General features: G+C 41.9%; 19 protein-coding genes and 1 riboswitch. Of the genes, 10 read left to right on the plus strand and 9 right to left on the minus strand.

Features of this window, described 5'->3' with window-relative positions; genetic code table 11:
* Positions 1–317: 317 nt before the first annotated feature.
* Complete coding sequence (locus EDD74_RS05055) at positions 318–2,393, minus strand: elongation factor G (protein ID WP_008975100.1); 2,076 nt, start codon at positions 2,391–2,393, stop codon at positions 318–320.
* Between the two features lie 211 nt (positions 2,394–2,604).
* On the opposite strand from EDD74_RS05055, the gene EDD74_RS05060 reads away from it, so the two are divergent.
* From EDD74_RS05060 to EDD74_RS05075, 4 genes are all read left to right on the plus strand, one after another.
* Positions 2,605–3,699, plus strand: coding sequence for a prephenate dehydrogenase (locus EDD74_RS05060; RefSeq protein ID WP_016440755.1), 1,095 nt, complete (start codon positions 2,605–2,607; stop codon positions 3,697–3,699).
* Between the two features lie 88 nt (positions 3,700–3,787).
* A complete protein-coding gene (aroA, locus tag EDD74_RS05065; RefSeq protein ID WP_116441373.1) occupies positions 3,788–5,083 on the plus strand; it encodes a 3-phosphoshikimate 1-carboxyvinyltransferase in 1,296 nt (431 codons plus the stop codon).
* Between the two features lies 1 nt (position 5,084).
* On the plus strand, positions 5,085–5,570 hold the full coding sequence (locus EDD74_RS05070; RefSeq protein ID WP_008975097.1) for a deoxycytidylate deaminase: 486 nt from the start codon (positions 5,085–5,087) through the stop codon (positions 5,568–5,570).
* A 35-nt stretch (positions 5,571–5,605) separates the two neighbouring features.
* The gene (locus tag EDD74_RS05075) at positions 5,606–6,472 is read left to right on the plus strand and encodes a B12-binding domain-containing radical SAM protein (RefSeq protein WP_016440757.1); all 867 of its coding nucleotides are present in this window, start codon (positions 5,606–5,608) and stop codon (positions 6,470–6,472) included.
* Between the two features lie 174 nt (positions 6,473–6,646).
* On the opposite strand, the gene EDD74_RS05080 is transcribed toward EDD74_RS05075, so the two are convergent.
* The 3 genes from EDD74_RS05080 to EDD74_RS05090 form a co-directional block, all read right to left on the minus strand.
* A complete protein-coding gene (locus tag EDD74_RS05080) occupies positions 6,647–7,672 on the minus strand; it encodes a M20/M25/M40 family metallo-hydrolase (RefSeq protein WP_116441372.1) in 1,026 nt (341 codons plus the stop codon).
* 152 nt (positions 7,673–7,824) lie between these two features.
* Positions 7,825–10,965 (minus strand): beta-galactosidase subunit alpha, encoded by a 3,141-nt coding sequence (gene ebgA, locus EDD74_RS05085; protein WP_116441371.1) that lies wholly within the window; start codon positions 10,963–10,965, stop codon positions 7,825–7,827.
* A 77-nt stretch (positions 10,966–11,042) separates the two neighbouring features.
* Positions 11,043–12,506, minus strand: a complete 1,464-nt coding sequence (locus tag EDD74_RS05090) for an amino acid permease (protein ID WP_116441370.1) — start codon at positions 12,504–12,506, stop codon at positions 11,043–11,045.
* A 525-nt stretch (positions 12,507–13,031) separates the two neighbouring features.
* Between EDD74_RS05090 and EDD74_RS05095 the strand changes: the two genes are divergently transcribed.
* Positions 13,032–13,883, plus strand: a complete 852-nt coding sequence (locus tag EDD74_RS05095; RefSeq protein ID WP_116441369.1) for an AraC family transcriptional regulator — start codon at positions 13,032–13,034, stop codon at positions 13,881–13,883.
* 80 nt (positions 13,884–13,963) lie between these two features.
* On the opposite strand, the gene EDD74_RS05100 is transcribed toward EDD74_RS05095, so the two are convergent.
* Positions 13,964–15,166 carry a glycine C-acetyltransferase gene (locus EDD74_RS05100; RefSeq protein WP_008975085.1) on the minus strand — a complete coding sequence of 401 codons (1,203 nt, stop codon included), beginning with the start codon at positions 15,164–15,166 and terminating at the stop codon, positions 13,964–13,966.
* A 47-nt stretch (positions 15,167–15,213) separates the two neighbouring features.
* Entirely contained in the window at positions 15,214–16,290 is a 1,077-nt protein-coding gene (gene tdh / locus EDD74_RS05105) for an L-threonine 3-dehydrogenase (RefSeq protein WP_116441368.1), read from the minus strand.
* A 194-nt stretch (positions 16,291–16,484) separates the two neighbouring features.
* Positions 16,485–16,661: riboswitch (cobalamin riboswitch) on the plus strand.
* Positions 16,662–16,889: 228 nt separating this feature from the next.
* On the opposite strand from tdh, the gene EDD74_RS05110 reads away from it, so the two are divergent.
* The 5 genes from EDD74_RS05110 to EDD74_RS05130 are packed head-to-tail and all read left to right on the plus strand — an operon-like array spanning position 16,890 to position 20,502.
* Positions 16,890–17,651, plus strand: a complete 762-nt coding sequence (locus tag EDD74_RS05110; RefSeq protein WP_008975083.1) for an energy-coupling factor ABC transporter permease — start codon at positions 16,890–16,892, stop codon at positions 17,649–17,651.
* Positions 17,641–17,958 (plus strand): energy-coupling factor ABC transporter substrate-binding protein, encoded by a 318-nt coding sequence (locus EDD74_RS05115; RefSeq protein ID WP_008975082.1) that lies wholly within the window; start codon positions 17,641–17,643, stop codon positions 17,956–17,958. Before EDD74_RS05110 ends, EDD74_RS05115 begins: the two co-directional genes overlap by 11 nt.
* A gap of 56 nt (positions 17,959–18,014) precedes the next feature.
* Entirely contained in the window at positions 18,015–18,785 is a 771-nt protein-coding gene (gene cbiQ / locus EDD74_RS05120) for a cobalt ECF transporter T component CbiQ (RefSeq protein ID WP_116441367.1), read from the plus strand.
* Complete coding sequence (locus EDD74_RS05125) at positions 18,785–19,654, plus strand: energy-coupling factor ABC transporter ATP-binding protein (RefSeq protein WP_116441366.1); 870 nt, start codon at positions 18,785–18,787, stop codon at positions 19,652–19,654. Before cbiQ ends, EDD74_RS05125 begins: the two co-directional genes overlap by 1 nt.
* A 53-nt stretch (positions 19,655–19,707) precedes the next feature.
* A complete protein-coding gene (locus EDD74_RS05130; RefSeq protein WP_116441365.1) occupies positions 19,708–20,502 on the plus strand; it encodes a sirohydrochlorin cobaltochelatase in 795 nt (264 codons plus the stop codon).
* Positions 20,503–20,595: 93 nt separating this feature from the next.
* Here EDD74_RS05130 and EDD74_RS05135 read toward each other — a convergent pair whose 3' ends face one another.
* Genes EDD74_RS05135 through cobD form a run of 3 tightly spaced genes read right to left on the minus strand, consistent with a single transcriptional unit; the run spans position 20,596 to position 23,826 of the window.
* Positions 20,596–21,237: a precorrin-8X methylmutase gene (locus EDD74_RS05135; RefSeq protein WP_116441364.1), complete on the minus strand. Its 642-nt coding sequence runs from the start codon at positions 21,235–21,237 to the stop codon at positions 20,596–20,598.
* A gap of 31 nt (positions 21,238–21,268) precedes the next feature.
* On the minus strand, positions 21,269–22,798 hold the full coding sequence (locus EDD74_RS05140; protein WP_116441363.1) for a cobyric acid synthase: 1,530 nt from the start codon (positions 22,796–22,798) through the stop codon (positions 21,269–21,271).
* Complete coding sequence (gene cobD / locus EDD74_RS05145; protein WP_116441362.1) at positions 22,780–23,826, minus strand: threonine-phosphate decarboxylase CobD; 1,047 nt, start codon at positions 23,824–23,826, stop codon at positions 22,780–22,782. The genes EDD74_RS05140 and cobD overlap by 19 nt, the downstream gene beginning before the upstream one ends.
* Positions 23,827–23,850 lie beyond the last annotated feature (24 nt).

A 23,850-nucleotide genomic window follows, 5' to 3' on the forward strand; every position in this document is an offset into this window, starting at 1 on the left:
ATATCATACTCATAACCTTTTCCTCCTTTTTGTGCAAACTGCATAAAAAAAGCAACCTGAACTTTTATTAGTTCAAGTTGCAATCGTAACCCGCCATGTATTTTTACATATTTTTATTTTCTTTTAATATCCCTCTCAGCCATCGCTTCACAGCATCCAAAACCTAAGAAGATATACTATATTTTTCAAGAGACTATTCTCTGATTTTCAGATACAAAAAGACAGAGAATCCAGGACCGCTTCCACCGTCTCAGACTCTCTGCCAGTTCCGTGATAGATTTCTATTTTTATCACTGCTTTCCTATTTTATATACAATCTACTCTTCCGCTGCACGCTTTGCGATTTCTTTCTCTTGTACATCAGAAGGCGCCTGCTCATATCTTGCAAATTCATACTCATAAGTTCCGCGTCCTCCGGTCATAGAACGAAGCACTGTGCAATATCCGAACACTCCCGTCATCGGAATATCCGCCTCGATGATCTGTTTTCCACCCTGCACTGGTGTCATTCCGAGTACACGTCCGCGACGTTTGTTCAAATCTCCCATGACGTCCCCGGTGTACTCATCCGGCACAGTCACTTTCAATGTTGCAATAGGCTCTAAGAGAACCGGAGAAGCCTCCATGATTCCTTTCTTAAATGCCTGCATGGTCGCAGTCTTGAATGCCATCTCAGAGGAGTCAACCGGATGATAAGATCCATCATACAGCGTTGCTTTCACACCGACTACCGGATATCCTGCAAGAGGTCCCTTGCCTACAGATTCCTGAAGACCTTTTTCGACTGCCGGGAAATAATTCTTCGGAACTGCTCCCCCTACGACTGTCTCCTCAAAAATATATGGTGTCTCCAGGTCGCCTGATGGTTCAAATTTCATCTTGACATGTCCATACTGACCATGTCCACCGGACTGTTTCTTATATTTTGTATCGATATCGGAAGTCTTACGGATCGTCTCACGGAATGCAACTTTCGGTGTCTCCAGCGTAACCTCTACTTTATAGCGGTTTGCCAGTTCGCTGACGATGACTTCCAAATGCTGCTCACCCATACCATAGAGAAGTGTCTGATGATTTTCACTGTCATTAACTACCTTGACAGTCACATCTTCTGCCATGATCTTTGCCAGCGCCTGAGATACTTTATCCTCGTCTCCTTTCGATTTTACAACATATTTCATATATGTATACGGAACAGAATGATCTGTCTTTGGATATACAACCTGCGTATTCTTAGTAGCAAGCGTGTCTCCGGTTCTAGTCGCACTTAATTTTGCGATGGCACCGATATCTCCCGCATGCAGCTCCTGTACTTCTACCGGCTTATTTCCCTGCATCGTATATAATTTTCCTGGTTTTTCTTCTGCATCTGTACTCGTATTATACAGAACGTCCTCTCCTTTTAAAACACCAGAGCATACTTTGACAAACGAATATTTTCCGATAAAAGGATCCACCATGGTCTTGAAGACATAGGCTGTCTTTGCCTTTGCAAAGTCATAATTTGCTTCATAAATCGCCTTTGTCGTACGGTTAAATCCAACACACTCTCTCTTATCCGGGCTTGGGAAAAATCTTACGATATCTGACAGAAGATTGGCAACTCCCTGTGCCATCGTATTGGATCCCATTCCAACCGGAACAATACTTCCATCCATCACATTTACTCTAAGCGCAGAACGAATTTCTTCTACGGAAAATTCTTCTCCTGCAAAGTAACGCTCCATCAAGTCTTCACTTGTCTCGGCAACCGTCTCTAACAATGTGTCTCTGTATATTTTAAGGTTTGGCAGACAATAATCTGGAATCTCACATTCTTCTCGCTGTCCAATGCCCGTATATCTTCTTGCTGCATTCTTGATGACATTGACATATCCTACCAGCTGTTCGTTCTCTCTGATCGGCTGGAAATGCGGTGCAATAACCTTTCCATATCTCGCTGTCAATTCTTCCACAACATTACGGAAACTCGCATCATCCATATCCATCTCCGTCACATAGACCATACGAGGCAGATTATACTTATCACAGAGCTCCCATGCCTTCTCTGTTCCGACTTCCACACCTGCTTTTCCTGATACAACAATGACAGCCGCATCCGCTGCACTGACCGCCTCTTCTACTTCCCCGACAAAGTCGAAATATCCCGGAGTATCAAGCACATTGATCTTTGCCTTTTCCCATTCAATCGGATATAACGTTGTATGGATGGAAAATTCTCTCTTCTGCTCTTCTTTATCAAAATCGCTGAGCGTATTGTGATCAGAAATCTTTCCCATACGGTTGGTCACCCCTGATACGAAAGCCATCGCTTCCACTAAGCTTGTTTTTCCACTGCCGCCATGTCCAAGTAACACGACATTTCTAATTTCATCCGTTCTGTAAACCTTCATATTGCTGCCTCCTTCTAGCACGTTTTTGTCATGTGTATATTGTACTAAAAAAATATATAAATTACAACTCTTTTATGTAATTTATACAAATTTTATACAATATATTCTTTTTCACTTTAAAGCATCATAGCTTTGACAAATATAAAAAAATAGCTTACAATAATTCATATAAAATTTTCTGATTGATACATACTGGAAGGACATACAAAATATGAAAGAAAAAATTGGTTTTATCGGACTTGGACTGATTGGAGGATCGATCGCAAAGGCAATCCGGCAATACTATCCGGACTTTGAACTGGTCGCATTTGATAAGCAAAAAGAAACACTGGCACTCGCTGCCCAGGAAGGCATCATCGACACTGCATGTTCTTCGATCAACGACAGTTTTTGCAACTGCACATATCTGTTTCTATGTGCTCCTGTCGCCTATAACAATGCCTATTTGGCGCAACTGAAAACCTATCTGCACGAAGGCTGTATTCTGACAGATGTCGGCAGCGTAAAGAATTCTATCCACGAAGCAGTCAAAAAGCTCGGGCTGGAAGAATATTTTATCGGCGGACATCCGATGGCCGGTTCTGAAAAGAGCGGATTTGCAAATGCAAAAGCAATTCTAATTGAAAATGCATATTTTGTCCTGACTCCGTCAGAAAAAGTCTCGCCGGAGAAAGTAACTGCTTACAAAGATTTCATTGCCTCCTTGAAAGCAATCCCGATTATTATGAATGCTAAGGAGCATGATTTTGTCACCGGAACGATCAGCCATCTGCCCCATATCATTGCTTCTGGTCTAGTAAATTTTGTAGAACAGACGGATACGGCAAATGAATATATGAAACTGCTTGCCGCCGGAGGATTTAAGGATATTACGCGAATTGCCTCATCTTCTCCTACTATGTGGCAGCATATTTGTCTAAAGAATCACAAACAGATTTCTGAGATTCTGGATGCTTATATTCACCTCCTGATCGAGACAAAGAAGTCTGTAGAAACCTGTAATACCGAGCAGCTTTATGACTTCTTTGACCGCGCAAACAACTACAGGAATTCTATTCCGGACAGTTCCTTTGGCTGTATCAAAAAGGAATTCGTTATTTACTGTGATATTATTGACGAAGCGGGCGGAATTGCAACCATTGCAACCATCCTCGCCTCCAACCATATCAGTATAAAAAACATCGGAATCATTCACAACCGAGAGTTTGAAGAAGGTGTGCTTCGCATTGAATTTTACGAAGAGCTCTCCTCACAGAAAGCAGTGAAACTTCTTCAGAAGTATCGCTATATTGTATACGAAAGATAATACTTCGTATGGAGAAACGCACTTCTCCTTTTTCACTCAGATTCATACCTAAAATTTTTGAAACATTTTCTTTCAGAAAGGATTTACAATGAAACTTAAACCTACAACAAAACTACGAGGAACCGTTACTATTCCGGGAGATAAATCTATCTCTCACCGTGCGGTGATGTTTGGAGCACTTGCAAATGGTCTGACAGAAATCCACGGATTTCTTCAAGGGGCAGATTGCCTTGCCACCATCGATTGCTTTGCACAAATGGGAATTTCTATAGAAAATAATCAAGATACCGTGCTTGTCCACGGAAAAGGACTCCGTGGACTTCGCCGTCCATCTTCTGTCCTGGATACAAAGAATAGCGGTACAACGACAAGACTGATTTCCGGTATCCTAGCCGGACAGCCTTTTGAGACGACACTTTCCGGAGATGCTTCTCTCAACACAAGACCGATGGGTCGGATCATCACCCCACTCTCCATGATGGGAGCAGACATCACAAGTCTTTCCGGCAATGGGTGTGCCCCTCTTCGGATCCGCCCTGCTGACTTGCATGGAATCTCTTACTCTTCCAACATTGCCTCCGCGCAGGTAAAATCTGCCATACTTCTTGCCGGTCTATATGCAGACAGTGAGACATCCGTAACAGAGCCGGAACTGTCTCGTGACCATACCGAACGTCTGCTGCGGGCATTCGGTGCGGAGCTTACAAGCACAAAAACAGATGCCGGAGCTGTTTCTATGATCCGGCCATGCAACGAACTTTTTGGTCAGAAAATTTTTGTACCTGGCGACATTTCTTCCGCAGCGTACTTTATCGCTGCCGGACTGCTTGTCCCACACTCCGAGATTGTTATAAAAAATGTCGGAATCAATCCGACACGCGCCGGGATCTTATCTGTCTGCGAGGCTATGGGAGCAGATATCACCTACCTTTCCAAGACCAATGACGGCGGAGAGCCTACTGCTGATCTCCTTGTCCGCACAAGCGAACTTCACGGCACCGTCATTGAGGGTTCCCAGATTCCGACACTCATTGATGAAATCCCGATGATCGCTGTTCTTGCTGCCTGCGCGGAAGGGACAACTATCATCCGAGATGCTGCCGAACTGAAAGTCAAAGAAACGAACCGGATCGACACCGTGACAGAAAATTTAAAGAAAATGGGCGCAGATATCACACCAACTGACGATGGTATGATCATCCGTGGAAAGACACCCCTTCACGGTGCTGTGATAAACAGCTATTTCGATCATCGGATTGCCATGGCATTTTCGATTGCAGCACTGGTTGCAGACGGAACAACCACTATCCAAAACAGTTCTTGTGTGGATGTCTCCTACCCAGATTTTTATAGAACACTTTATCATTTAAGAGAGGAAAACTAATATGAGACGTGATAAAATCAACTACTACCTTGACCTTGCAGAAATGGTATCTCAGCGCTGTACCTGTCTGCGAAAACACTATGGCGCAGTCATCGTAAAAAACGATGAAGTGATCTCCACCGGATATGCCGGTGCCCCTCGCGGTCGTAAAAATTGTACAGATATCAATATGTGTATCCGTGAAAAATTAAAAATCCCAAGAGGAGAACGCTACGAATTATGCCGCAGTGTACACGCAGAAGCCAACGCGATCATCAGCGCCTCCCGCGATAAAATGATTGGAAGTTCTTTATATCTTACCGGAATCGATATGAAGACGAACGACTATGTCGAAAATTCTAACAGTTGTTCCATGTGCAAAAAAATGATCATCAATGCCGGAATTGACAAAGTATACATCCGTGACACCAAAGATGACTACCGGGTCATCGACGTGGAAGAATGGATTGCACACGATGAATCTTTAGACGGCTCTTATGGATACTAATCATTCCCAGAATCTGGAAAGAAGGTGTTTCTTCTATGACACGTGAAGAATTATACGCATCAATCTATACACACGATACCATTTATCTTCCTCCTTGGGAGGAACAGTCTGCCCCGCTGGAAGTAGCGCTCGGATGCAGCTGGGGGAAATGCCGGTTCTGCGACTTTGCCAAAGACACATTCTCCCTTCACTCCGATGAAAAAATCGAGGAAAACCTAAAAATACTTTCAAAACTCCAACCCGAGAATCCCCGTGTCTTTTTCCTTGGAGAAAATGCATTTGTCATCGAGAGCGAGCGCCTGCTGCGCCTGTTCTCCCTTGTGCGGACCTACATGCCACAAGTAAAAGAATTTGCAATGTATTCGCGCATTGACGATGTACTTCGAAAGACTCCTGAGGAACTGGAACTGCTCAAAAAAGCCGGACTCTCTGACCTGCATCTTGGTCTAGAGTCCGGCAGCGATCCAATTCTTGATGTAATGAATAAAGGTGTAACTTCTGCCGATATGCGCAAAGGTTTTCACATGCTGGATCGCGCCGGGATCGGATATTATGTCACCGTCATTCTCGGTCTTGGAGGTCGCACGTTCTCAAGACTTCACGCAATTGAAACCGCAAAATTTTTAAATACGATCCATCCAAAAGATATCTGGTGTCTGAAGCTTCACCTGTTCCCGGGGACTCCTCTGTACCGCGAGAGTAAACGAGGACATTTTGATCCAATGACACCTGAAGAAATACTCAGAGAAGAGTATCTGCTTCTTGAAAATCTCACAGTAAAAGATTGTCTCTTTGAAGATACGACTGTTTTAAACACTTACACGCTGCGCGGAAGACTTCCGGAACAAAAAGAAGAACTGCTGCGCGCGATGGAATACTTATCTCAGATGGCAGACAAATAATATACTCTTCTATAAACAAAGAATCTCGTAAGCGAGCTTTTCCATGTAATAAAAACATGCTCCCTTCCCGGCGATAAGCTTGGTTGTTCCTTATCTGCCCGGAAGGGAGCATATCATTTTCTTTTCAAAAGCTCTCTTATTCTGTTTTCTCTTCTTACTTTCTCTTTTTTCAGATTAGTTTTTCTCTGCACTTTGTGCCAATAAAAATTCTGCAATCAGATCAATGCAGCCCTGTACATCTTTCAGATCTGCAACTTCCGCCGGCGTATGCATATACCGCAGCGGAATCGATACCAGCACCATCGGAACACCCTGATTTGAGAAATGAATCTTATCCCCATCCGTATAACTCAAACGACTTGCTGCCTCGATCTGCACTTCAATTCCAGCTTTTTCCGCGCAGGCTTTCATCTGTTCATTCAATTTCTTAACAACAATTGGGCTGTTGCACAGCACCGGACCTTTGCCAAGTGTCACGGTTCCTGTATCTGCCGCATTTACACCTTCATAATCACTTGTATATGTAACATCAACAACTACTGCCAAATCCGGCTGAATCCTTGTACTTGTCCAATAAGCTCCACTCTTTGTCGTCTCTTCTCCGACAGTAGAAGCCGCATAGATACCTGCTTTACAACCTCTTTCTTTTGCCTTTCGAACTGCTTCCATAATAATGAAAACACCAATTCTATCATCCAACGCCCGTGCTGTCATTCTTCCATTTGCCATTCTGCGAATATGTGTATCCAACACAATCGGATCTCCAAGACTTACATAACGAAGTGCATCTTCTCTGTCAACTGCACCGATATCAATCAGAAAATCAGACGTTTTAAGATCACTCTTCTTAGTCAGTTCCCGGCATGCCTCCACTACACCATACACGATTCCATTTGCTGTTCGAATCTGTACCTGCTGTCCAAGATATGTTGCGAGAATGATTCCACCGCGATCGATTACCTGTAATCTTCCATTCTCTGTGATGTTTGAAATCATAAGTCCAATCTCATCTGCATGTGCAGAAAGCATAATCCTCTTCTCTGCCTCCGGATTTACTACACAGATCAGATTGCTCATCTCATCCCGTCTGATTTCATCTGCACAGTCTTTCATATGATTCTCCACTACATCCTGCACTGGTTCCTCATAGCCGGATACAGAAATCTGACTCAAAAGCTGTTCTAAAAAATTTTCATTCATGATGTATGCCACCTTTCTCTTCCTTTACAGTTTCTCTACATTTATGTTACCACATTTTTCTGACATCCAATAACCCTTTTTTACCCGAATATAAAACAGGTGTATCGCACTGACAGACAAATCACCTGCCAGTGCAATTACCCTTACAGAAATTATTTAGAAAGACGGATTCTTTCATGTGCGATTTGTTTGTCAGCAGTTTCTTTATTATTAAATGGTGTTACCCGGAAATCAATAGTAAATGCTTCATTTTTTGCACGATATTTATCCAGCTGCCACTGTCCACAGGAATAAGATCCCAGCGCATTTTGCTTATAATCCACATTAAATACGATATAATCTCTCTTTTTCAGATCACAGGTATGCTTTGCATCATCCAGGTCTTTTTCTTCATAGAAAGAAGCGCTGAAATTAAAGCTATTCTCTGTGGAAGCTACCATACCCATTCCACGATCATTTGTCAATGATACCCATTTACAATCCATATGATTTCCATTTGCCTGCGGAACAACATAATTTGTAAATAAACCATCTACGGTATTTTCATATACACCCATCAGACCTGCTTCTTTGGAATCAGAATAATTTTCTCCTGGTCCACGTCCAAAATAGCGAACATGTTCCATAGATTCATCCAAATGCATCGTCACACCAATTCTCGGGAACATATCCGGAGCGCATCCCAGCTTTCCGCCCATTGCCATATTTGCAGAAGAGCCATTTGCAGAGATCGAAGCTCCTGTATCTTCCATTTTTCCTCCTGGAACACCTGATACACGAATCAAAACATCTCCTGTTGGACACACAACATATTCATATGTTGTATCAAAGTGCCATGCACTGTTTGTTGTTCCATTGATTGTTTTCACAGTCATCTTGAGGAAATGTCCATCTTCTTCATAATGAATATCCATGACCACTTCATGTTCAAGATGCAAGAAATATACTTTTTTCAACTGATCGATAATTTCCATATCATTGCTGATCGGAGCTCTCCAAAGCGTCAGCCTTGGTCCTTTGCTCATAACCTGCATGCCATCACGAACAATACTTGTAATGTTTCCGCGGACTAAATCAAACTCTACATAGAAATTTGCGCCTTCTGCACGAAGTGTTGTATGCTTCTTTGTTACCTTCAGTGTTCCTTCCGGAATCACTTCAATTCCTTCCTGATAAATCGGAAGTTTGAATTGTGCTGTTGCAAGCTCATGCCCTGCCGGAGCATATGGCATTGCATTTTTTAACTGGTAAGAAATGTTTAAATAATATTCTGCTCCAGGTTTTGCCTGCACACCTACTAACGTATAAGGAACTGTGATGTCTTTTTCTCCTCTCGCCGGGATTGACGGAAGATCCAGGCTTCCGCTCTGAATCATAACATCATCTTCCATAACCTGATATACCAGTCGGAACTGGTCTAAATCCGCAAAATCATAACGGCTTAAAAGATGAATTATCCCTTTTTCAAGATCAACTGCTGTTGTCGTTATAGGCTCTACTACTTTTTTATATTCATATAATCCTGGTGAAGGTGTACGATCTGGCATCAACATTCCATCAATACAGAAATCTTTATTGCTTGGATCATCTCCAAAGTCTCCTCCATAGCGGTAATATTTTTCTTCATCTTCTGTATAACTTTCAATTCCATGATCGAACCATTCCCAAATAAATCCTCCCTGCAGTTTATCATGTGCATAAAACAGATCCTGATACTCTTTTAAGTTTCCCGGTCCATTTCCCATTGCATGACAATATTCGCAGAGTAAGTGAGGATGTTTACTGTTTTCGATCACATCTTTCATCAGGAAAGGTTTTGCAGGATTTTCAAGCCATGTATACATAGTAGAATAGACATCTGCATATTCCATATCAAAGTCACCTTCATAGTGAACCAATCTGGTAGAATCCATCTGATGTGCCACTTCCGTCATTTTAAAGAAATTGCAGCCAGATGCGGACTCATTTCCAAGTGACCACATAAGAATAGACGGATGATTTTTATCACGCTCAATCATACGTACCATACGAGATACATATGCAAGTTCCCAAGTTGGATCATCTGAAATCCATGCATAATTTCCAGTCAATTCAAATCCATGACATTCCAAATCTGTTTCATCAATCACATACATACCATATTCATCACAGAGATCATATAAATAATATGAATCTGGATAGTGACATGTACGAATTGCATTTACATTAAATTGTTTCATTAAAATGATATCTTTTTCAATTTCTTCCCTGGCTACAACACGCCCATTTCGTGGATTGTAATCATGGCGGTTCATTCCTTTAAATTTGATTGCCACACCATTTACAAGGAAAGTATCCCCATTCAAGCGGATATTTCGGAATCCTACTTTTTGAGGAATCACCTCAATCACTTTATCCCCTTGTTTTACTGTCATCAATAACTGATATAAATATGGCGTTTCTGCTGTCCAAGTGTGAACATTTTCAATAATTCCTTCACAGGTAACACTATTTCCTTCAGAATCTTTTGTATCCTGCCATACACAGATGCCAGATGCATCTAAAAGTTCAAAAGTAACTTGTACCTTTTCTTCTGTTCTAAGTGTAGCATTTAATGAAAAAAGTCCATTTTGATATGTATCATCTAAATCTGCAACCACTTTATAATCATTAATTCCGTTTTTTGGTACTCCGAGTAATTCTACATCACGGAAAATACCGCTCTCCCACCACATATCCTGATCTTCCAGATAAGTTCCATCTGACCATTGATACACGCGAACGGTAACATCATTCTCTTCTCCGATCCGCACCAATTCCGTAATATCAAATTCAGACTCATTTCTTGCAGCTTTGCTATATCCCACTTCCTGACCATTAATCCAAAGATGATATGCAGAATCTACTCCGCAAAACCGAAGAATAATTTGTTTTCCCCGGAAGCTTTCTTCCACATAAAAGGTACGTTTGTAAATTCCCGTTGGATTTTCTGTCGGTACATATGGTGGATTGATTGGAAAATTATACCACAAATCAGAATAATGCATTTTCCCATATCCTTGTAACTGCCAATTACCTGGAACAATAATATCATCCATACCTGATACATCAAAATCACTTTCCGAAAATCCTTCTGGGCTGTACTCTGGTGCATCTAAAAACATAAATTTCCAGGTTCCGTTCAAATTTTTAAATGCATGTGTATATCCATTGCTGCCAAGCAATGCCTTCTCTCTTGTTGGGAATGTTAAGAAATGTGCTCTTGCAGGCATTCTGTTGATCCCATCAATCTGATGATTCTCCCATGTTTTCATGTTGAACTCCTCCTTTTTTGACTCAGACATTTTCCAATTTAATCCGATGATCTTCCCCCGAAAAGATCCATTATCTATTATTTCTGATTTTTATTTTTCTTCTCATAACGATTCCAGCATATCCATGCCAATCCCATGAAAATAACTACACCTAAGACATTGTATGCCAATGTTCCAATTGGATTTGCAGTTCCTTCTGGCAATGTTCCATTGATTGCCTGCATAATCAAAGCTGGCTCTGGTACTGTTGACATAAAGAACACAAATGCAAATACAATCAATAAAAAGATACCTGCTGCGATTCCAAATTTACGGCTTCCGAAACGGAAATCTCTTGGCATATCATCTTTTTTCCAACGCAGTCCAATATAAGCTGCAAGCAAGAACAACACTGGGAGCAAAGATGTTGCCGCTGTCATATTGATCAACATTTCAAGAAAACTATCAATATTTCCAATTCCCAATGCAGGAATAACAAGCAAAACAGTTACTACGAATCCCTGTACGATCAAAGCGTTTGTCGGGTTTCCTTCATCATTTGTTTTTACAAGCCATTTTCCAAAAACTCCCTCTGGAATTTCTGAGAAAAATACTTTAACCGGAGCAGCTGTCCACAATGCCAAAGCACCAAGGCTTCCAAGTAAAAGAATAATACCGACCAGCCGAACCATAATACCTTTTGGAATTCCAAAATGTGATCCAATGATCTGGAATACATCAAAAATACCATTTGAGAAGTTACCTGCAAGTACGTCACCTGGAACAACAAGACCAACTGCTACTGCACCAAGCACATACATAAGACCTACTACCACTGTGGACATTACCATTACTCTAACGAATGTTTTATTTCCACCTTTTACGTCTTTGACATAAACTCCGATACTTTCTCCACCACCTACGGCTTGTAATACCCATGCCATTGTCATAAAGAATGTCCAGTTGAATTTTGGTGTAATTGTCTGAGCACTAAATTCCTGAGCAGGCTGTTTCCCTAAAATAAATACAACAACAAATGCAAGAACAACAAATGCAAGTCCCATAAACATACGTGCGCTTCCCGCAAAACTTGTTACTTTTGAAATCCAACCGACACCCTTGATACAAACAAAAGTTGCAACCCAGAATAATACGATAGAAATCACTGCAATAATTTTTGTTCCACTTTCTCCACCGAATACGTTTCTTCCAACAACCGCATAAGATGCATAAATCAACGTCTGTGGAAGCAGCGAACAGAAAAAGAATAAGTTTACAAAGAAATATGCCCAAGCACCTAAAAATGCCCATTTCGGTCCAAGAACACATTCCAACCAGCTATGTACACCAGATTCTTTTTCTGAGTTGGCAGATGCAAATTCTGCAATCATCAGAATAAATGGAAGAAAATAAAATACAGATCCAAAAATGTATGCCGGTATCGTTGCTAAACCAATTTGAATGCTGTTGTTAATAATACTAGGGAAGGCAAACACTGCTGAGAATGTCATCATCATAAGCGCTGCCGACCCCAGCCTTTCTCTTGAATTTGTTTTTTCCATAAAAGTTTCTCCTTTTCTTTGTTCCTTTTTAAACATCTGCGCATTTGTTTTATGAACTTATTTTATCATTTTAAAAACTTAAAATTCTATAAACAATGTTGACAGCTTTTATAGTAATGTTGCCAATTCACATAAATTTTTGTATCTTTCCAGTTTCCCTTTTTCTCATTTCTTTAGGAAGAAAGATTGCCAAAATCACATTTTTAATTCTTTCTTTGTGCATAAATCACAAATAAAGTAACGTCGATTCATTTTTCAGATAAATTTACTATCATCTATGTTGAACAAAATTCTTTAAATTCCTAAAACTACAATTCCCGTCAACTATACTTTTTAATAGAAAAGCTATCTAAAAATTTTGTTTTAAAAGCCCCCTCTTATTTAGTAAATATTTAATATAAATTTGACTATTTAACCCTTTTAAGTGTATAATATTTACAAAATATATATATTTTTTTGTTTTACTTATATAAAAACAATGCAGATTTTGCACTGTTTCAAAAGATTTAGGAGGTACATTTGCTTATGGCTAAATTGTTTGAAAAAGAAATTGGTATTTTGATCGATGATGAGCCAATCGGCAACGAGTTACAACTTTATGAATGTGGATTTGAAGAATGTCGTCCAACAAAACCATATGAATTTATCCCAATTGATTACTGGGTACTTCACTATTGTATTGATGGCGAAGGCTATTTTCAGATTAGAGATAAACAAAATCATATCCACCCTGGTGATTTATTTATGATTCCTCCTCATACAAAAAATAAATATTTTCCCATGCCGTCCAATCCCTGGTCCTATCGTTGGATTGGAATAAAAGGGACACTGGCAAAACGAATCCTACATACCTGTGGATTATCCTCTGAACATTACATTTTACACCACAAAGTGGATTCTCGGCTGGAACATTTATTTGAAACTGTTTACGACGATCTAAAAAGTCAACACAAACTAAAGGCTCTCGGTGTAACAATACAATTATTAGATTATATTCAACACAATGTCTATAATAACGAAAAAGATGAGCTAACCTCCAGTGAATTATATTTTAATCAGGCAATCCATTTTATCCATAAAAACTATTTCAACAATATTTCTATTGCTGATATAGCTACTGCTGCCAATATTGACCGCACTTATATGTACAAACTTTTTCAAAAGTATACGAAACAAAGTCCAAGTCAATATTTGCAGCAATACCGACTTGAAAAAGCCAACATTTTATTACGGAAAAGCCCTCTGAATATTACCGATGTCAGTTATGCAGTTGGATTTCAGAACCCTCCCTATTTTACAAAATTGTACACACAATATTGGGGCATAACTCCTTCGGAATATCGAAAAGGCTTTTTGTTACAGGATAACAACGACTAAGATCCCACCTCAAAAAGGCACCCACTTTTTTATCGTGGATGCCTTTTCTTTATAATAGTTAATCATGGAGTAAGCAATATTTATTTGTTCAGTCCCATTTCTTCTCTTACTTCGATGAAGCATTTTACAATGAAGTCGATATCTTCTTTTGTATGGCTTGCACATACCTGTGTACGAATTCTTGCTTTTCCCTTCGGAACTACCGGATAAGAGAATGCAACAACATATACCCCTTTTGCTCTCATACGCTCTGCAAATTCTGCTGCTGTCACTTCATCATATAACATTACAGGTACACATGGATGTGTTCCCATGATGATATCAAATCCGTTGTCTACAAGTTGTTTACGATAGTATGCTGTTGTTTCTTCTAAGTGGTCACGAAGTTCTGTACTTTCCTCTAACATATTGAACATTTCAATACTTGCACCTGCAATTGCTGGAGCAAGAGAGTTGGAGAATAAATACGGACGGCTTCTCTGACGAAGCAGATCGATGATTTCTTTTCTTCCTGATGTGTATCCGCCTGACGCTCCACCAAGTGCTTTTCCTAAAGTACCTGTGATGATATCCACACGTCCTTCTACACCACAATGCTCTGCTGTTCCACGTCCGTGAGCTCCGACAAATCCTACTGCATGGCTGTCATCTACCATCACAAGTGCATTGTATTTGTCTGCAAGATCACATACACCTTTTAAGTTACAGATAATTCCATCCATAGAGAATACACCGTCTGTTGCGATCAGTTTAATTCTTGCTCCGGCTTCATCTGCTTCTTTCAATTTTGCTTCCAGATCTTCCATGTTGTTATTTTTGTAACGGAAACGTTTTGCTTTGCAGAGACGTACTCCGTCGATGATAGAAGCATGATTTAATTCATCACTGATAACGGCATCGTCTGCTGTTAAGATTGTCTCAAATAACCCACCATTGGCATCAAAACAAGAAGAGTAAAGAATCGTATCATCTGTTCCGAGGAATCCTGAAATCTTTGCTTCCAGTTGTTTGTGAATATCCTGTGTTCCACAGATAAAACGTACAGATGCAACTCCGTATCCTCTCTCATCGTATGTTCTCTTTGCTGCATCGATCAGTCTCTGGTTGTCTCCAAGTCCGAGATAGTTATTTGCACACATGTTGATAACTTCTCTTCCGTCCTCCAGTTTTACTTTTGCGCTCTGTGGAGAAACGATCGGAGCTTCTCCTTTAAATAATCCTGCTGCTTTAATGTCTTCTACTTCTTTTGTGTAGATACTTAAAATATCATTTTTACGTGCCATGTTGAAATCTTCCTTTCTTTCAGACAACTTTTTTGTCGTTTTCGATCTTAAAATTCCTGTGGTTGTGCCTCTAACTGATCTAAGTCTTCCCAGTTCAGGATAACCTTTCCTGACTGTCCGGAGATCATTGCATCAAATCCTGCTTTGTAATCTTTAATATTCAGTCTATGTGTGATGATATCAGAGATGTCCAATCCTGCCTGAAGCATTGTAGTCATCTTATACCATGTATCCCATACTTTACGTCCGTAAATTCCGCGGATATTCAGTCCATTCCAGATAACTGTCTCCCAGTTGATCTGTGCATCTGGTCTCTGAAGTCCTAATACTGCAATCTTACCGCCGTGTTTCATGTTGTCGATCATGTCTCTAAATCCAGCTTGTGCTCCGGACATTTCCATACCAACATCGAATCCCTCTGTCATTCCGATTTCCTTCATGACTTCTTCCAATTTCTCATTTGCAAGATTTACCGTTCTTGTTGCACCCAGTTTCTTTGCAAGATCCAGACGATACTGGTTAAAATCTGTGATAACAACGTGTCTTGCTCCTGCAAATTTTGCGATTGCCGCTGCCATGATTCCGATCGGTCCCGCTCCTGTGATCAGCACATCTTCTCCTAATACTTCATAAGAAAGTGCTGTATGTGTCGCATTTCCAAATGGATCAAAGATTGCATACATCTCTTCCGGGATTGCCGGATTTGTCGGCCATACGTTGGCAGCAGGGATGACAAGGTATTCTGCAAATGCTCCATCGCGGTTTACGCCGACACCTTTTGCATCTTTACAGTTCTCTTTGTGCCCTTCCAGACAGTTACGGCATTTTCCGCATACAATATGTCCTTCTCCGGATACAATATCTCCGATGTTGAATCCTTCTACGCCAGATCCCATCTCTACGATCTCTCCAACATATTCGTGTCCAGCTGTCTGTCCTACGGCAATGGTGTGCTGTGCCCATTCATTCCACTGATAGATATGTACGTCTGTTCCACAGATTGCTGTCTTATGGATTTTGATCTTCACATCGTTTGTACCAACTTCCGGAATCGGTACTCTTTTTAATGCAAGTCCCGGAGCTGCTGTTTCTTTTACAAGTGCCCACATTTTATTATCGTTCATCTTATTTTTCCCTCCGTGTAATTGTGATTCAGTATTATCACCATTTGTATTTATCATACTCTATTTTGACATTTTTTTCAAGACTTTTTTCCGCATATCGCGAACATTTTTATTTCACTGTCCGCACGGTAAAAACACTTGTTTTCTTACAACATTCACCATTGACAGAGAAGAAAAAACACGATACACTTCTGATATAATTGAGTGCAATCAGATGCCCGCAAGGGATAATAGGGAAATGAGTGAGATTCTCATACGGTCCCGCCACTGTGTTGGAGGAATCGTCAGCCAATATGCCACTGGGATACTGGGAAGGCGGCTGACGGTGTTGATACCTGAGTCAGAAGACCTGTCTGTTGCATAAGATTCACACATAGTTACGAGCGATGACTAGGTGTATAAAGAGGGTGTCATAAATATAGAAGATCTGATCAAGTGACAGCCTGTATCTGGACAGATACCGGTTGCTACTTTTGTAAAGCTTTCTTTTATGACAGCCCCTTTATCGCGCATACCTGTCTGCTTTTTTGCATGACAGGTTTTTATTTTGTAAAAATTTTCTTTACAAAATAAGCAGCAAAATGCAGGAGGAATAATCAATGAACAAAACACAAAAGAAACTCGTCACTTTATCAACCATACTTGCCATCGGTTTTGGTATTTATCCCGCCGCAAATGCAATGCACATTATGGAAGGCTATCTTCCAGTTACTTATTGCATCGCATGGGGCATTCTCTGTATTCCATTTCTGATCGCAGGATTCTTCTCTCTGAAGAAAACAATTCAGGAACACCGGAAGACTCTGATCCTTTTAGCAATGGCAGGAGCTTACGCCTTTGTTTTATCTGCGCTGAAAATTCCATCTGTCACAGGAAGCAGCTCTCATATGACAGGAACAGGACTTGGTGCGATCTTGTTCGGACCATGTGCCACCGGAATTTTAGGACTGATCGTCCTCCTATTTCAGGCAGTACTTCTCGCTCACGGAGGTCTTACGACACTTGGAGCAAATACATTTTCCATGGCAATCGCCGGTCCGCTTCTGACATTTGGAATCTATAAGCTCTGTCAGAAATTAAAACTGAATCGAATGGTCACAATCTTTCTTGCGGCCTCTCTCGGCGATTTATTTACTTATTGTATTACAAGCTTCCAGCTCGCTCTCGCCTACCCTTCCGAAGTCGGTGGATTTTCCGCTTCTTTAGTGAAGTTCATGGGGATCTTTGCAGCGACTCAGGTGCCGCTTGCAATCATCGAAGGACTTCTGACGGTTGTCGTTATCATGAGTCTGGAATCTTACGCAAAATCCGAATTATCTGCACTTGGATACTTCAAAGGAGGTGCTGCAAATGTCAAGTAAAGCAAAATCTATCATTATTTTATTACTGCTCTGCGTACTGATTGCCGTAATCCCGCTTACGATGAGCAAAAATAAAGGTTCTGAATTTGGCGGTGCAGACGGCGAAGCAGAAACTGCCATCACAGAAATCAACCCAGATTATGAAGCATGGGCTTCCCCGATTCTGGAGCCACCGGGAGGTGAGACAGAAAGTCTTCTGTTCTGTCTTCAGGCCGGGCTTGGTGCAGGAGTCTTTGGATATCTGCTCGGTGTTCTGAGAGAACGTGCAAAACACGAATCCAAAGCAGAATCTCAACCTGCAAAATAAAGACGGACGACCGTTTTTTATTTCCTATATTATCATTTTCCCGGAAAGGACTGTCTATGTTTGAAATCGACACACTTTGTTATCATTCAAAACTAAGAGAGAAAAATGCAGAGATAAAATTTGCTTTCACCGTGCTGACACTGTTCATCTGTGTCTGGAACCGCTCCATTGTGATCGCAGCGATCGTCTTTGCAACTACCGGATTTTTGACCGTATGTGTGGGTGGCATTCCTGCTGCCCGCTACATACGGCTTTTATGTATTCCGTTTTTCTTCCTTCTTTTGAGTACTTTGACAGTGGTCATTAATTTTTCAAAGACACCATTGTCAGGATATGCGATCTGCCTCGGAACTTTTTACATCACAGCCGGAAAGGATACGATTCTCTTTGCCGTTCAGATTTTCTGCACCGCATTCGGATCTGTGTCCTGCCTTTATTTTTTATCACTTTCCACACCGATGACTGATTTGATCGCCGTTTTAGAAAGACTGTACTGCCCTTCTCTGTTCATCGAACTGATGCTTTTGATCTATCGATTTCTCTTTGTTCTCGCCGAGCTTGCCTCTTCTATTTCCACAGCCCAGAAGGCACGGCTTGGCAACCGGAATTTTCGCACTTCCTTTTCTTCTTTCGGTGCACTTTTATCCGTTCTGTTCATCCGTGCCATTCAGAAATCGGGCAGGCTGTATGATGCTATGGAATCACGCTGCTATGATGGAACAATTCGTGTTCTCCATCAACAGTATCCTGTTAAGAGAAAGGAACTCTTTCTTTGCATCGGTTACGAACTATTGTTACTCTACTTTTCATGGAAAGGACTGCCATAATGTCAGAAACGATTTTAGAAGCAAAACATTTATATTTCTCTTATGACAACGATCAGACACATTCTCTCAATGATTTTTCATTGAAAATTGAAAAAGGGAAGAAAATTGCAGTGATGGGATCTAACGGTTCCGGCAAATCTACCTTTTTCCTCTGCTGCAACGGAATCCACCGCCCTTCTTCCGGAAATCTGTTTTTTCACGGAAAAGAAATCGGTTATTCCCGCAGAGAGCTTCTGGAACTGAGGAGTAACATCGGTATCGTCTTTCAGGATCCGGATAACCAACTCTTTTCCGCCAGTGTCTATGAAGAGATTTCCTTTGGAATTTTAAATCTCGGGGTTTCAAAAGATACAGCCAGACAGGCGGTCTCCAATATCATTTCCAAATTGGAGATCACACCATTTCAGGAGAAACCGACCCATGCACTGAGCGGTGGACAAAAAAAGCAGGTTGCTATTGCAGATATTCTTGTTATGCAGCCGGAAATTCTGATCCTCGATGAACCTGCCGCTTCTCTTGACCCGAAACATACCGATATTGTGCGGGCATTGATCGATCAACTTAGCGACAATGATATGACGATTTTAATTGCCACTCATGATGCCGACTACGCATTTGCCTGGGCAGATGAAGTGGTTCTGATCCACGAAGGCAGTGTTTTAAAAAGCGGGACACCGCTTGATGTTTTTTCAGACACAGAAGCACTGGCACGGACCAACTTAAGACCGCCATCGGTCCTTCCGCTTTTTCAGACACTGTGCAGGAAGCATATTTTATCAAAAGAACTTCCTGTCCCAAGAACTTTAACAGAACTTGAACAACGACTGGAAGCATTACCCGATGATGCAAAAAAAGCATCCAGTAAATAAACAATCACCGAAAGCAAACCATATTTTCATCCATATAAAGTGAGGACTGTATTATGAATTTTATCGAAAAAAAAGCAATCCTTGTTGTCAGCTTTGGCACAAGTCATGAAAACACCCGCGCAGTTACGATCGATGCGATTGAATCTGAAATCGCATCCGCTTTTCCGGACTTTGCGATTTACCGTGCATGGACAAGTGGGATGATCATCAGAAAAATCCTGAAGCGTGACCATGTGAAAATCTTCACCGTAAGCGAGGCGATGGAGCAGATGCGCGCAGATGGGATCACAGATGTCATTATCCAGCCAACCCATGTTATCAACGGAATTGAGAATGATCTGATGAAAGAGCATGCCCTCTCTTTCCGTGACGCTTTTCGCTCCATCCGGTTTGGGACTCCACTTCTGACAAGCGAAGCAGATAATCGGGCCGTGATCGCCGCAGTGACCGAGACGTTCTCGTCTCTCTCCCCAAAAGATGCTCTCGTACTTATGGGACATGGAACTACGCATTATTCCAATGCAATCTATGCTGCTTTGGATTATCAATTCAAAGAGATGGGATATCCAAATATCTTTGTCGGAACAGTAGAAGCTTATCCCGATATGGATACGCTGCTGCGCCTCGTTGATCAAACTCACCCAGAGCAGATTTATCTTGCTCCTTTTATGATCGTTGCAGGGGATCATGCTGTAAACGATATGGCTGGAGAAGACGAAGAGTCCTGGCAATCACAATTTCAGTCACTTGGATATCCGGTGACATGCATCTTAAAGGGACTTGGAGAATATGAAGCGATCCGTAAAATATTTCTCCAGCATATCGAAGATGCACTGGCAGAAGCATAGGCCATTTTAGAGCTGTATACTCCCTGGTGATCTCAAATGCAACACACGCCTTGTAAGGCTGCTTTTCAGTCTATACAAGGCGTATGTTTCTCTTTATTTTCCATCTCTCTCAATCATATACAACAGTGCATTGCAGATACAAGCTGCAATATTGCTTCCCCCTTTTCTTCCTCTCGCCACAATATATGGCACTCCAGCTTCCATAATCAGCTCTTTGGACTGCACCACATTGACAAAGCCTACCGGAACTCCAATGACCAATGACGGAGAAATTTTCTTTTCCTGAATCAATTCATAGAGGCGCACAAGCGCTGTCGGAGCATTCCCTACTGCAATGATCGGATGTCCTCCTAATTCTGCCGCCTTCTCCATGCTGACTACCGCACGTGTCTCTTTTCGCTCCTTGGCCGTAGCCGCCACGTCTTCCTCTGCCATAAAGCAATAGATTTCCCCTCCTAGTTTCTGCAAGATTTTTTTATTGACCCCTGCTTTTCCCATGTTTGTGTCAGTGATGATCGCTTCTCCCCGCTTCAGCGCAGCGAGAGCTGTTTCCACCGCATGCTCTGAGAAGACCAGGTTGTCTGCGTAATCAAAATCTGCACTTGTGTGGATACATCTTTTAATGATCGGCTCGTGCAGTTTCGGAAAGCTACGCCCGCCCAGTTCTTCTCCTATGATTTCAAAACTTCTCTTTTCGATTTGTGCCGGTTCTACTTTTTCTAATGCAATCTTCATCGATATCTCCTTTTCTCAGTTTTGCCAGATTCTATATTCCTGTCTCCAAAATCTCATAGATTTTTTCCATATCCAGATGTGCACGCAATCCTTCTGCGAGAAGATTATACTGCGTTTCTTTAAAAGCTGCAAAATCCACTTGTTCCAAATCGGAAAGTGTAATCCCCTTTTTCTCTGCAAGCGCTTCTAAGATTGCCGGCACAACACCTTCCCCATCGAAAATGCCATGCACATAAGTGCCATATACATTTTCTTTCCAGCATCCATCTGCCTTCTCCCCTTCTTTTTCTAGTTGGAATGCTTCTCTTTTATGGGATGTTTCCTGTAATTTTGTCAGCGTCTGCCCTCGACATACGCTCTGTCCCATATGCACCTCATATCCATAAAGCGGAATTCCCGCAAGCCTTTTTAATGTTCCTCCCGGCATACTAAAGGTTCCTTCCACCCTAGTTCTTGTCTTTTCTGTGGAAAATACAGTATCCACCGGAAGCAGGCCCATCCCCTGGATCGTTCCTCCAGCCTCCATCTGCTCGGGATCTTTGATCGTCTCCCCAAGCATCTGATATCCTCCGCAGATTCCGAAAATAACTGTCCCTTTTGCGTGTGCTTTTAAGATTGCTGCCTCCATACCGCTTTCCCTAAGCCATCTGAGATCTTCCATTGTATTCTTGCTGCCTGGCAGAATGATCAAATCCGGCTTCTGCAATTCTCTCACATGTTCCACATAGCGGACAGACGCTTCCTTTGCCACTTCCAACGCATTAAAATCTGTAAAATTGGAAATCCTCGGAAGACGGATCACGGCGATATCAATCTTTCCTGCCGCCTCTTTCATCCAAAACCGTTCAGTCAGACTGTCCTCATCGTCTAACTGCACCTGCAGATACGGAGCAACTCCTACAACCGGAATCCCTCCTTTTTCTTCCAGCATCACGACACCCGGATCCAAAATCGTCTTATCTCCCCGGAATTTGTTGATGATCAGACCTTTGACCATCTGTTTTTCCTCTTCCTCTAACAAAAGAAGTGTCCCGAGAAGCTGTGCAAACACTCCTCCACGATCAATGTCTCCCACGAGAAGAACTGGCGCTTTGGCCAATTTTGCCATACCCATATTCACAATATCATCTTGTTTGAGATTGATCTCCGCCGGGCTTCCGGCACCTTCGATTACGATGATATCATATTCTGCTTCCAATTTTTGATAGGCGCGCAGAATATCTGGGATCAGTTGTTTCTTATAAGCAAAATAATCTCTGGCCTTCATCGTACCGATCACTTCTCCATTTACGATGACCTGAGATCCCATATCGTTGGTCGGTTTTAAGAGAATCGGATTCATCCACACTGACGGCTCAATCCCTGCCGCTTCCGCCTGCATTACCTGTGCCCTTCCCATTTCCAGACCATCTTCTGTAATAAAGGAGTTCAGCGCCATGTTCTGTGATTTAAACGGCGCACACCGGTATCCGTCCTGCCGAAAGATCCGACACAGCCCCGCCGCAATCAAACTCTTTCCTGCACTGGACATCGTGCCCTGTATCATAATTGCTTTTGCCATCTTTCTATCCCTTCTATCAGCTTTTTATTTTCATTTCTCGTCCGCACTGCCACACGATAAAACCCTTCCGAGAGCCCTGGATAATTCTGACAATCCCGGATAAGAATCCCCTGCCTGCGGCATCCTTCACACATCCCTTTTTCTCCCCGAAAAAAAATATAGTTTGCCTCAGATGCGTAGCATTTCATCCCAAGCCGGATAAGTTCTTTTCTGAGATATGCCTTCTCCTCCCGAATCAACACTTTTGCTCTTCTTACATACGCATCCTCTTCCAATGCCGCAATTCCTGCCGCCTGAGCCGGAACTGAGACATTCCACGGCTGCACTGCCTGTTCCATTTTTTCTAGCAATTCCTTGTTTTGGCAAATTCCATACCCAAGCCGGAGCCCCGGAATTGCATAGCGCTTTGTGAATGCTTTGAGAAGAAACAAATTTGAGTATAACCCTGTCATTTCCTTTAATTCAAATGATTCCGCCTCCTCTACAAAATCGAGGAAACATTCATCTACAACTAAAAAAATCTGTTTCTCTTTACACCGGTTCAGAATCTGTATCAGAAGATCTCTCTCCGTCAAAACTCCGGTCGGATTGTTTGGGTTACACAAAAATACCATATCTATCTCCCCGGTCAGCACCTGCAAAAAATCTTCTGTGAGCCGGAATCCATTTTCTTCTGATAGTGGGTAATAGAAAACTTCACAGCCTGCTGCCAGAAGCGCCTGCTCATACTCTGCAAATGTCGGCTGCGGCAGGAGCGCCCGCTTCGGTCTGAGACTGTATCCAAGCGCAAAGATCAACTCCGCCGCACCATTTCCAATGATCAGCGCCTCTTCTTCCATCTGCTCTGCCCATCCAAGCCTTTTTTTTAACTCTTTGCACTGCACATCCGGATAATGTGCGATGTCATTTACACACGATGCCACCGCCTTTTTTACACTGTCCGGTGGCCCCAGCGGATTAATATTTGCCGAGAAATCGATACAATCCGGATTCCGGTAAACGTCTCCTCCGTGGATCAGTTTTCTCATATTCTCTTCTCCTGCCTTTCTTCT

The organism is Faecalimonas umbilicata, from assembly GCF_004346095.1.
GTDB classification, from domain to species: Bacteria; Bacillota; Clostridia; order Lachnospirales; family Lachnospiraceae; genus Faecalimonas; species Faecalimonas umbilicata.

What these genes read in the sequence shown, in the direction of transcription:
- EDD74_RS05055 (WP_008975100.1), bottom strand. Translation starts at nt 2,393, where the DNA reads ATGAAGGTTTACAGAACGGATGAAATTAGAAATGTCGTGTTACTTGGA.
- EDD74_RS05060 (WP_016440755.1), top strand. Translation starts at nt 2,605, where the DNA reads ATGAAAGAAAAAATTGGTTTTATCGGACTTGGACTGATTGGAGGATCG.
- aroA (WP_116441373.1), top strand. Translation starts at nt 3,788, where the DNA reads ATGAAACTTAAACCTACAACAAAACTACGAGGAACCGTTACTATTCCG.
- EDD74_RS05070 (WP_008975097.1), top strand. Translation starts at nt 5,085, where the DNA reads ATGAGACGTGATAAAATCAACTACTACCTTGACCTTGCAGAAATGGTA.
- EDD74_RS05075 (WP_016440757.1), top strand. Translation starts at nt 5,606, where the DNA reads ATGACACGTGAAGAATTATACGCATCAATCTATACACACGATACCATT.
- EDD74_RS05080 (WP_116441372.1), bottom strand. Translation starts at nt 7,672, where the DNA reads ATGAATGAAAATTTTTTAGAACAGCTTTTGAGTCAGATTTCTGTATCC.
- ebgA (WP_116441371.1), bottom strand. Translation starts at nt 10,965, where the DNA reads ATGAAAACATGGGAGAATCATCAGATTGATGGGATCAACAGAATGCCT.
- EDD74_RS05090 (WP_116441370.1), bottom strand. Translation starts at nt 12,506, where the DNA reads ATGGAAAAAACAAATTCAAGAGAAAGGCTGGGGTCGGCAGCGCTTATG.
- EDD74_RS05095 (WP_116441369.1), top strand. Translation starts at nt 13,032, where the DNA reads ATGGCTAAATTGTTTGAAAAAGAAATTGGTATTTTGATCGATGATGAG.
- EDD74_RS05100 (WP_008975085.1), bottom strand. Translation starts at nt 15,166, where the DNA reads ATGGCACGTAAAAATGATATTTTAAGTATCTACACAAAAGAAGTAGAA.
- tdh (WP_116441368.1), bottom strand. Translation starts at nt 16,290, where the DNA reads ATGAACGATAATAAAATGTGGGCACTTGTAAAAGAAACAGCAGCTCCG.
- EDD74_RS05110 (WP_008975083.1), top strand. Translation starts at nt 16,890, where the DNA reads ATGAACAAAACACAAAAGAAACTCGTCACTTTATCAACCATACTTGCC.
- EDD74_RS05115 (WP_008975082.1), top strand. Translation starts at nt 17,641, where the DNA reads ATGTCAAGTAAAGCAAAATCTATCATTATTTTATTACTGCTCTGCGTA.
- cbiQ (WP_116441367.1), top strand. Translation starts at nt 18,015, where the DNA reads ATGTTTGAAATCGACACACTTTGTTATCATTCAAAACTAAGAGAGAAA.
- EDD74_RS05125 (WP_116441366.1), top strand. Translation starts at nt 18,785, where the DNA reads ATGTCAGAAACGATTTTAGAAGCAAAACATTTATATTTCTCTTATGAC.
- EDD74_RS05130 (WP_116441365.1), top strand. Translation starts at nt 19,708, where the DNA reads ATGAATTTTATCGAAAAAAAAGCAATCCTTGTTGTCAGCTTTGGCACA.
- EDD74_RS05135 (WP_116441364.1), bottom strand. Translation starts at nt 21,237, where the DNA reads ATGAAGATTGCATTAGAAAAAGTAGAACCGGCACAAATCGAAAAGAGA.
- EDD74_RS05140 (WP_116441363.1), bottom strand. Translation starts at nt 22,798, where the DNA reads ATGGCAAAAGCAATTATGATACAGGGCACGATGTCCAGTGCAGGAAAG.
- cobD (WP_116441362.1), bottom strand. Translation starts at nt 23,826, where the DNA reads ATGAGAAAACTGATCCACGGAGGAGACGTTTACCGGAATCCGGATTGT.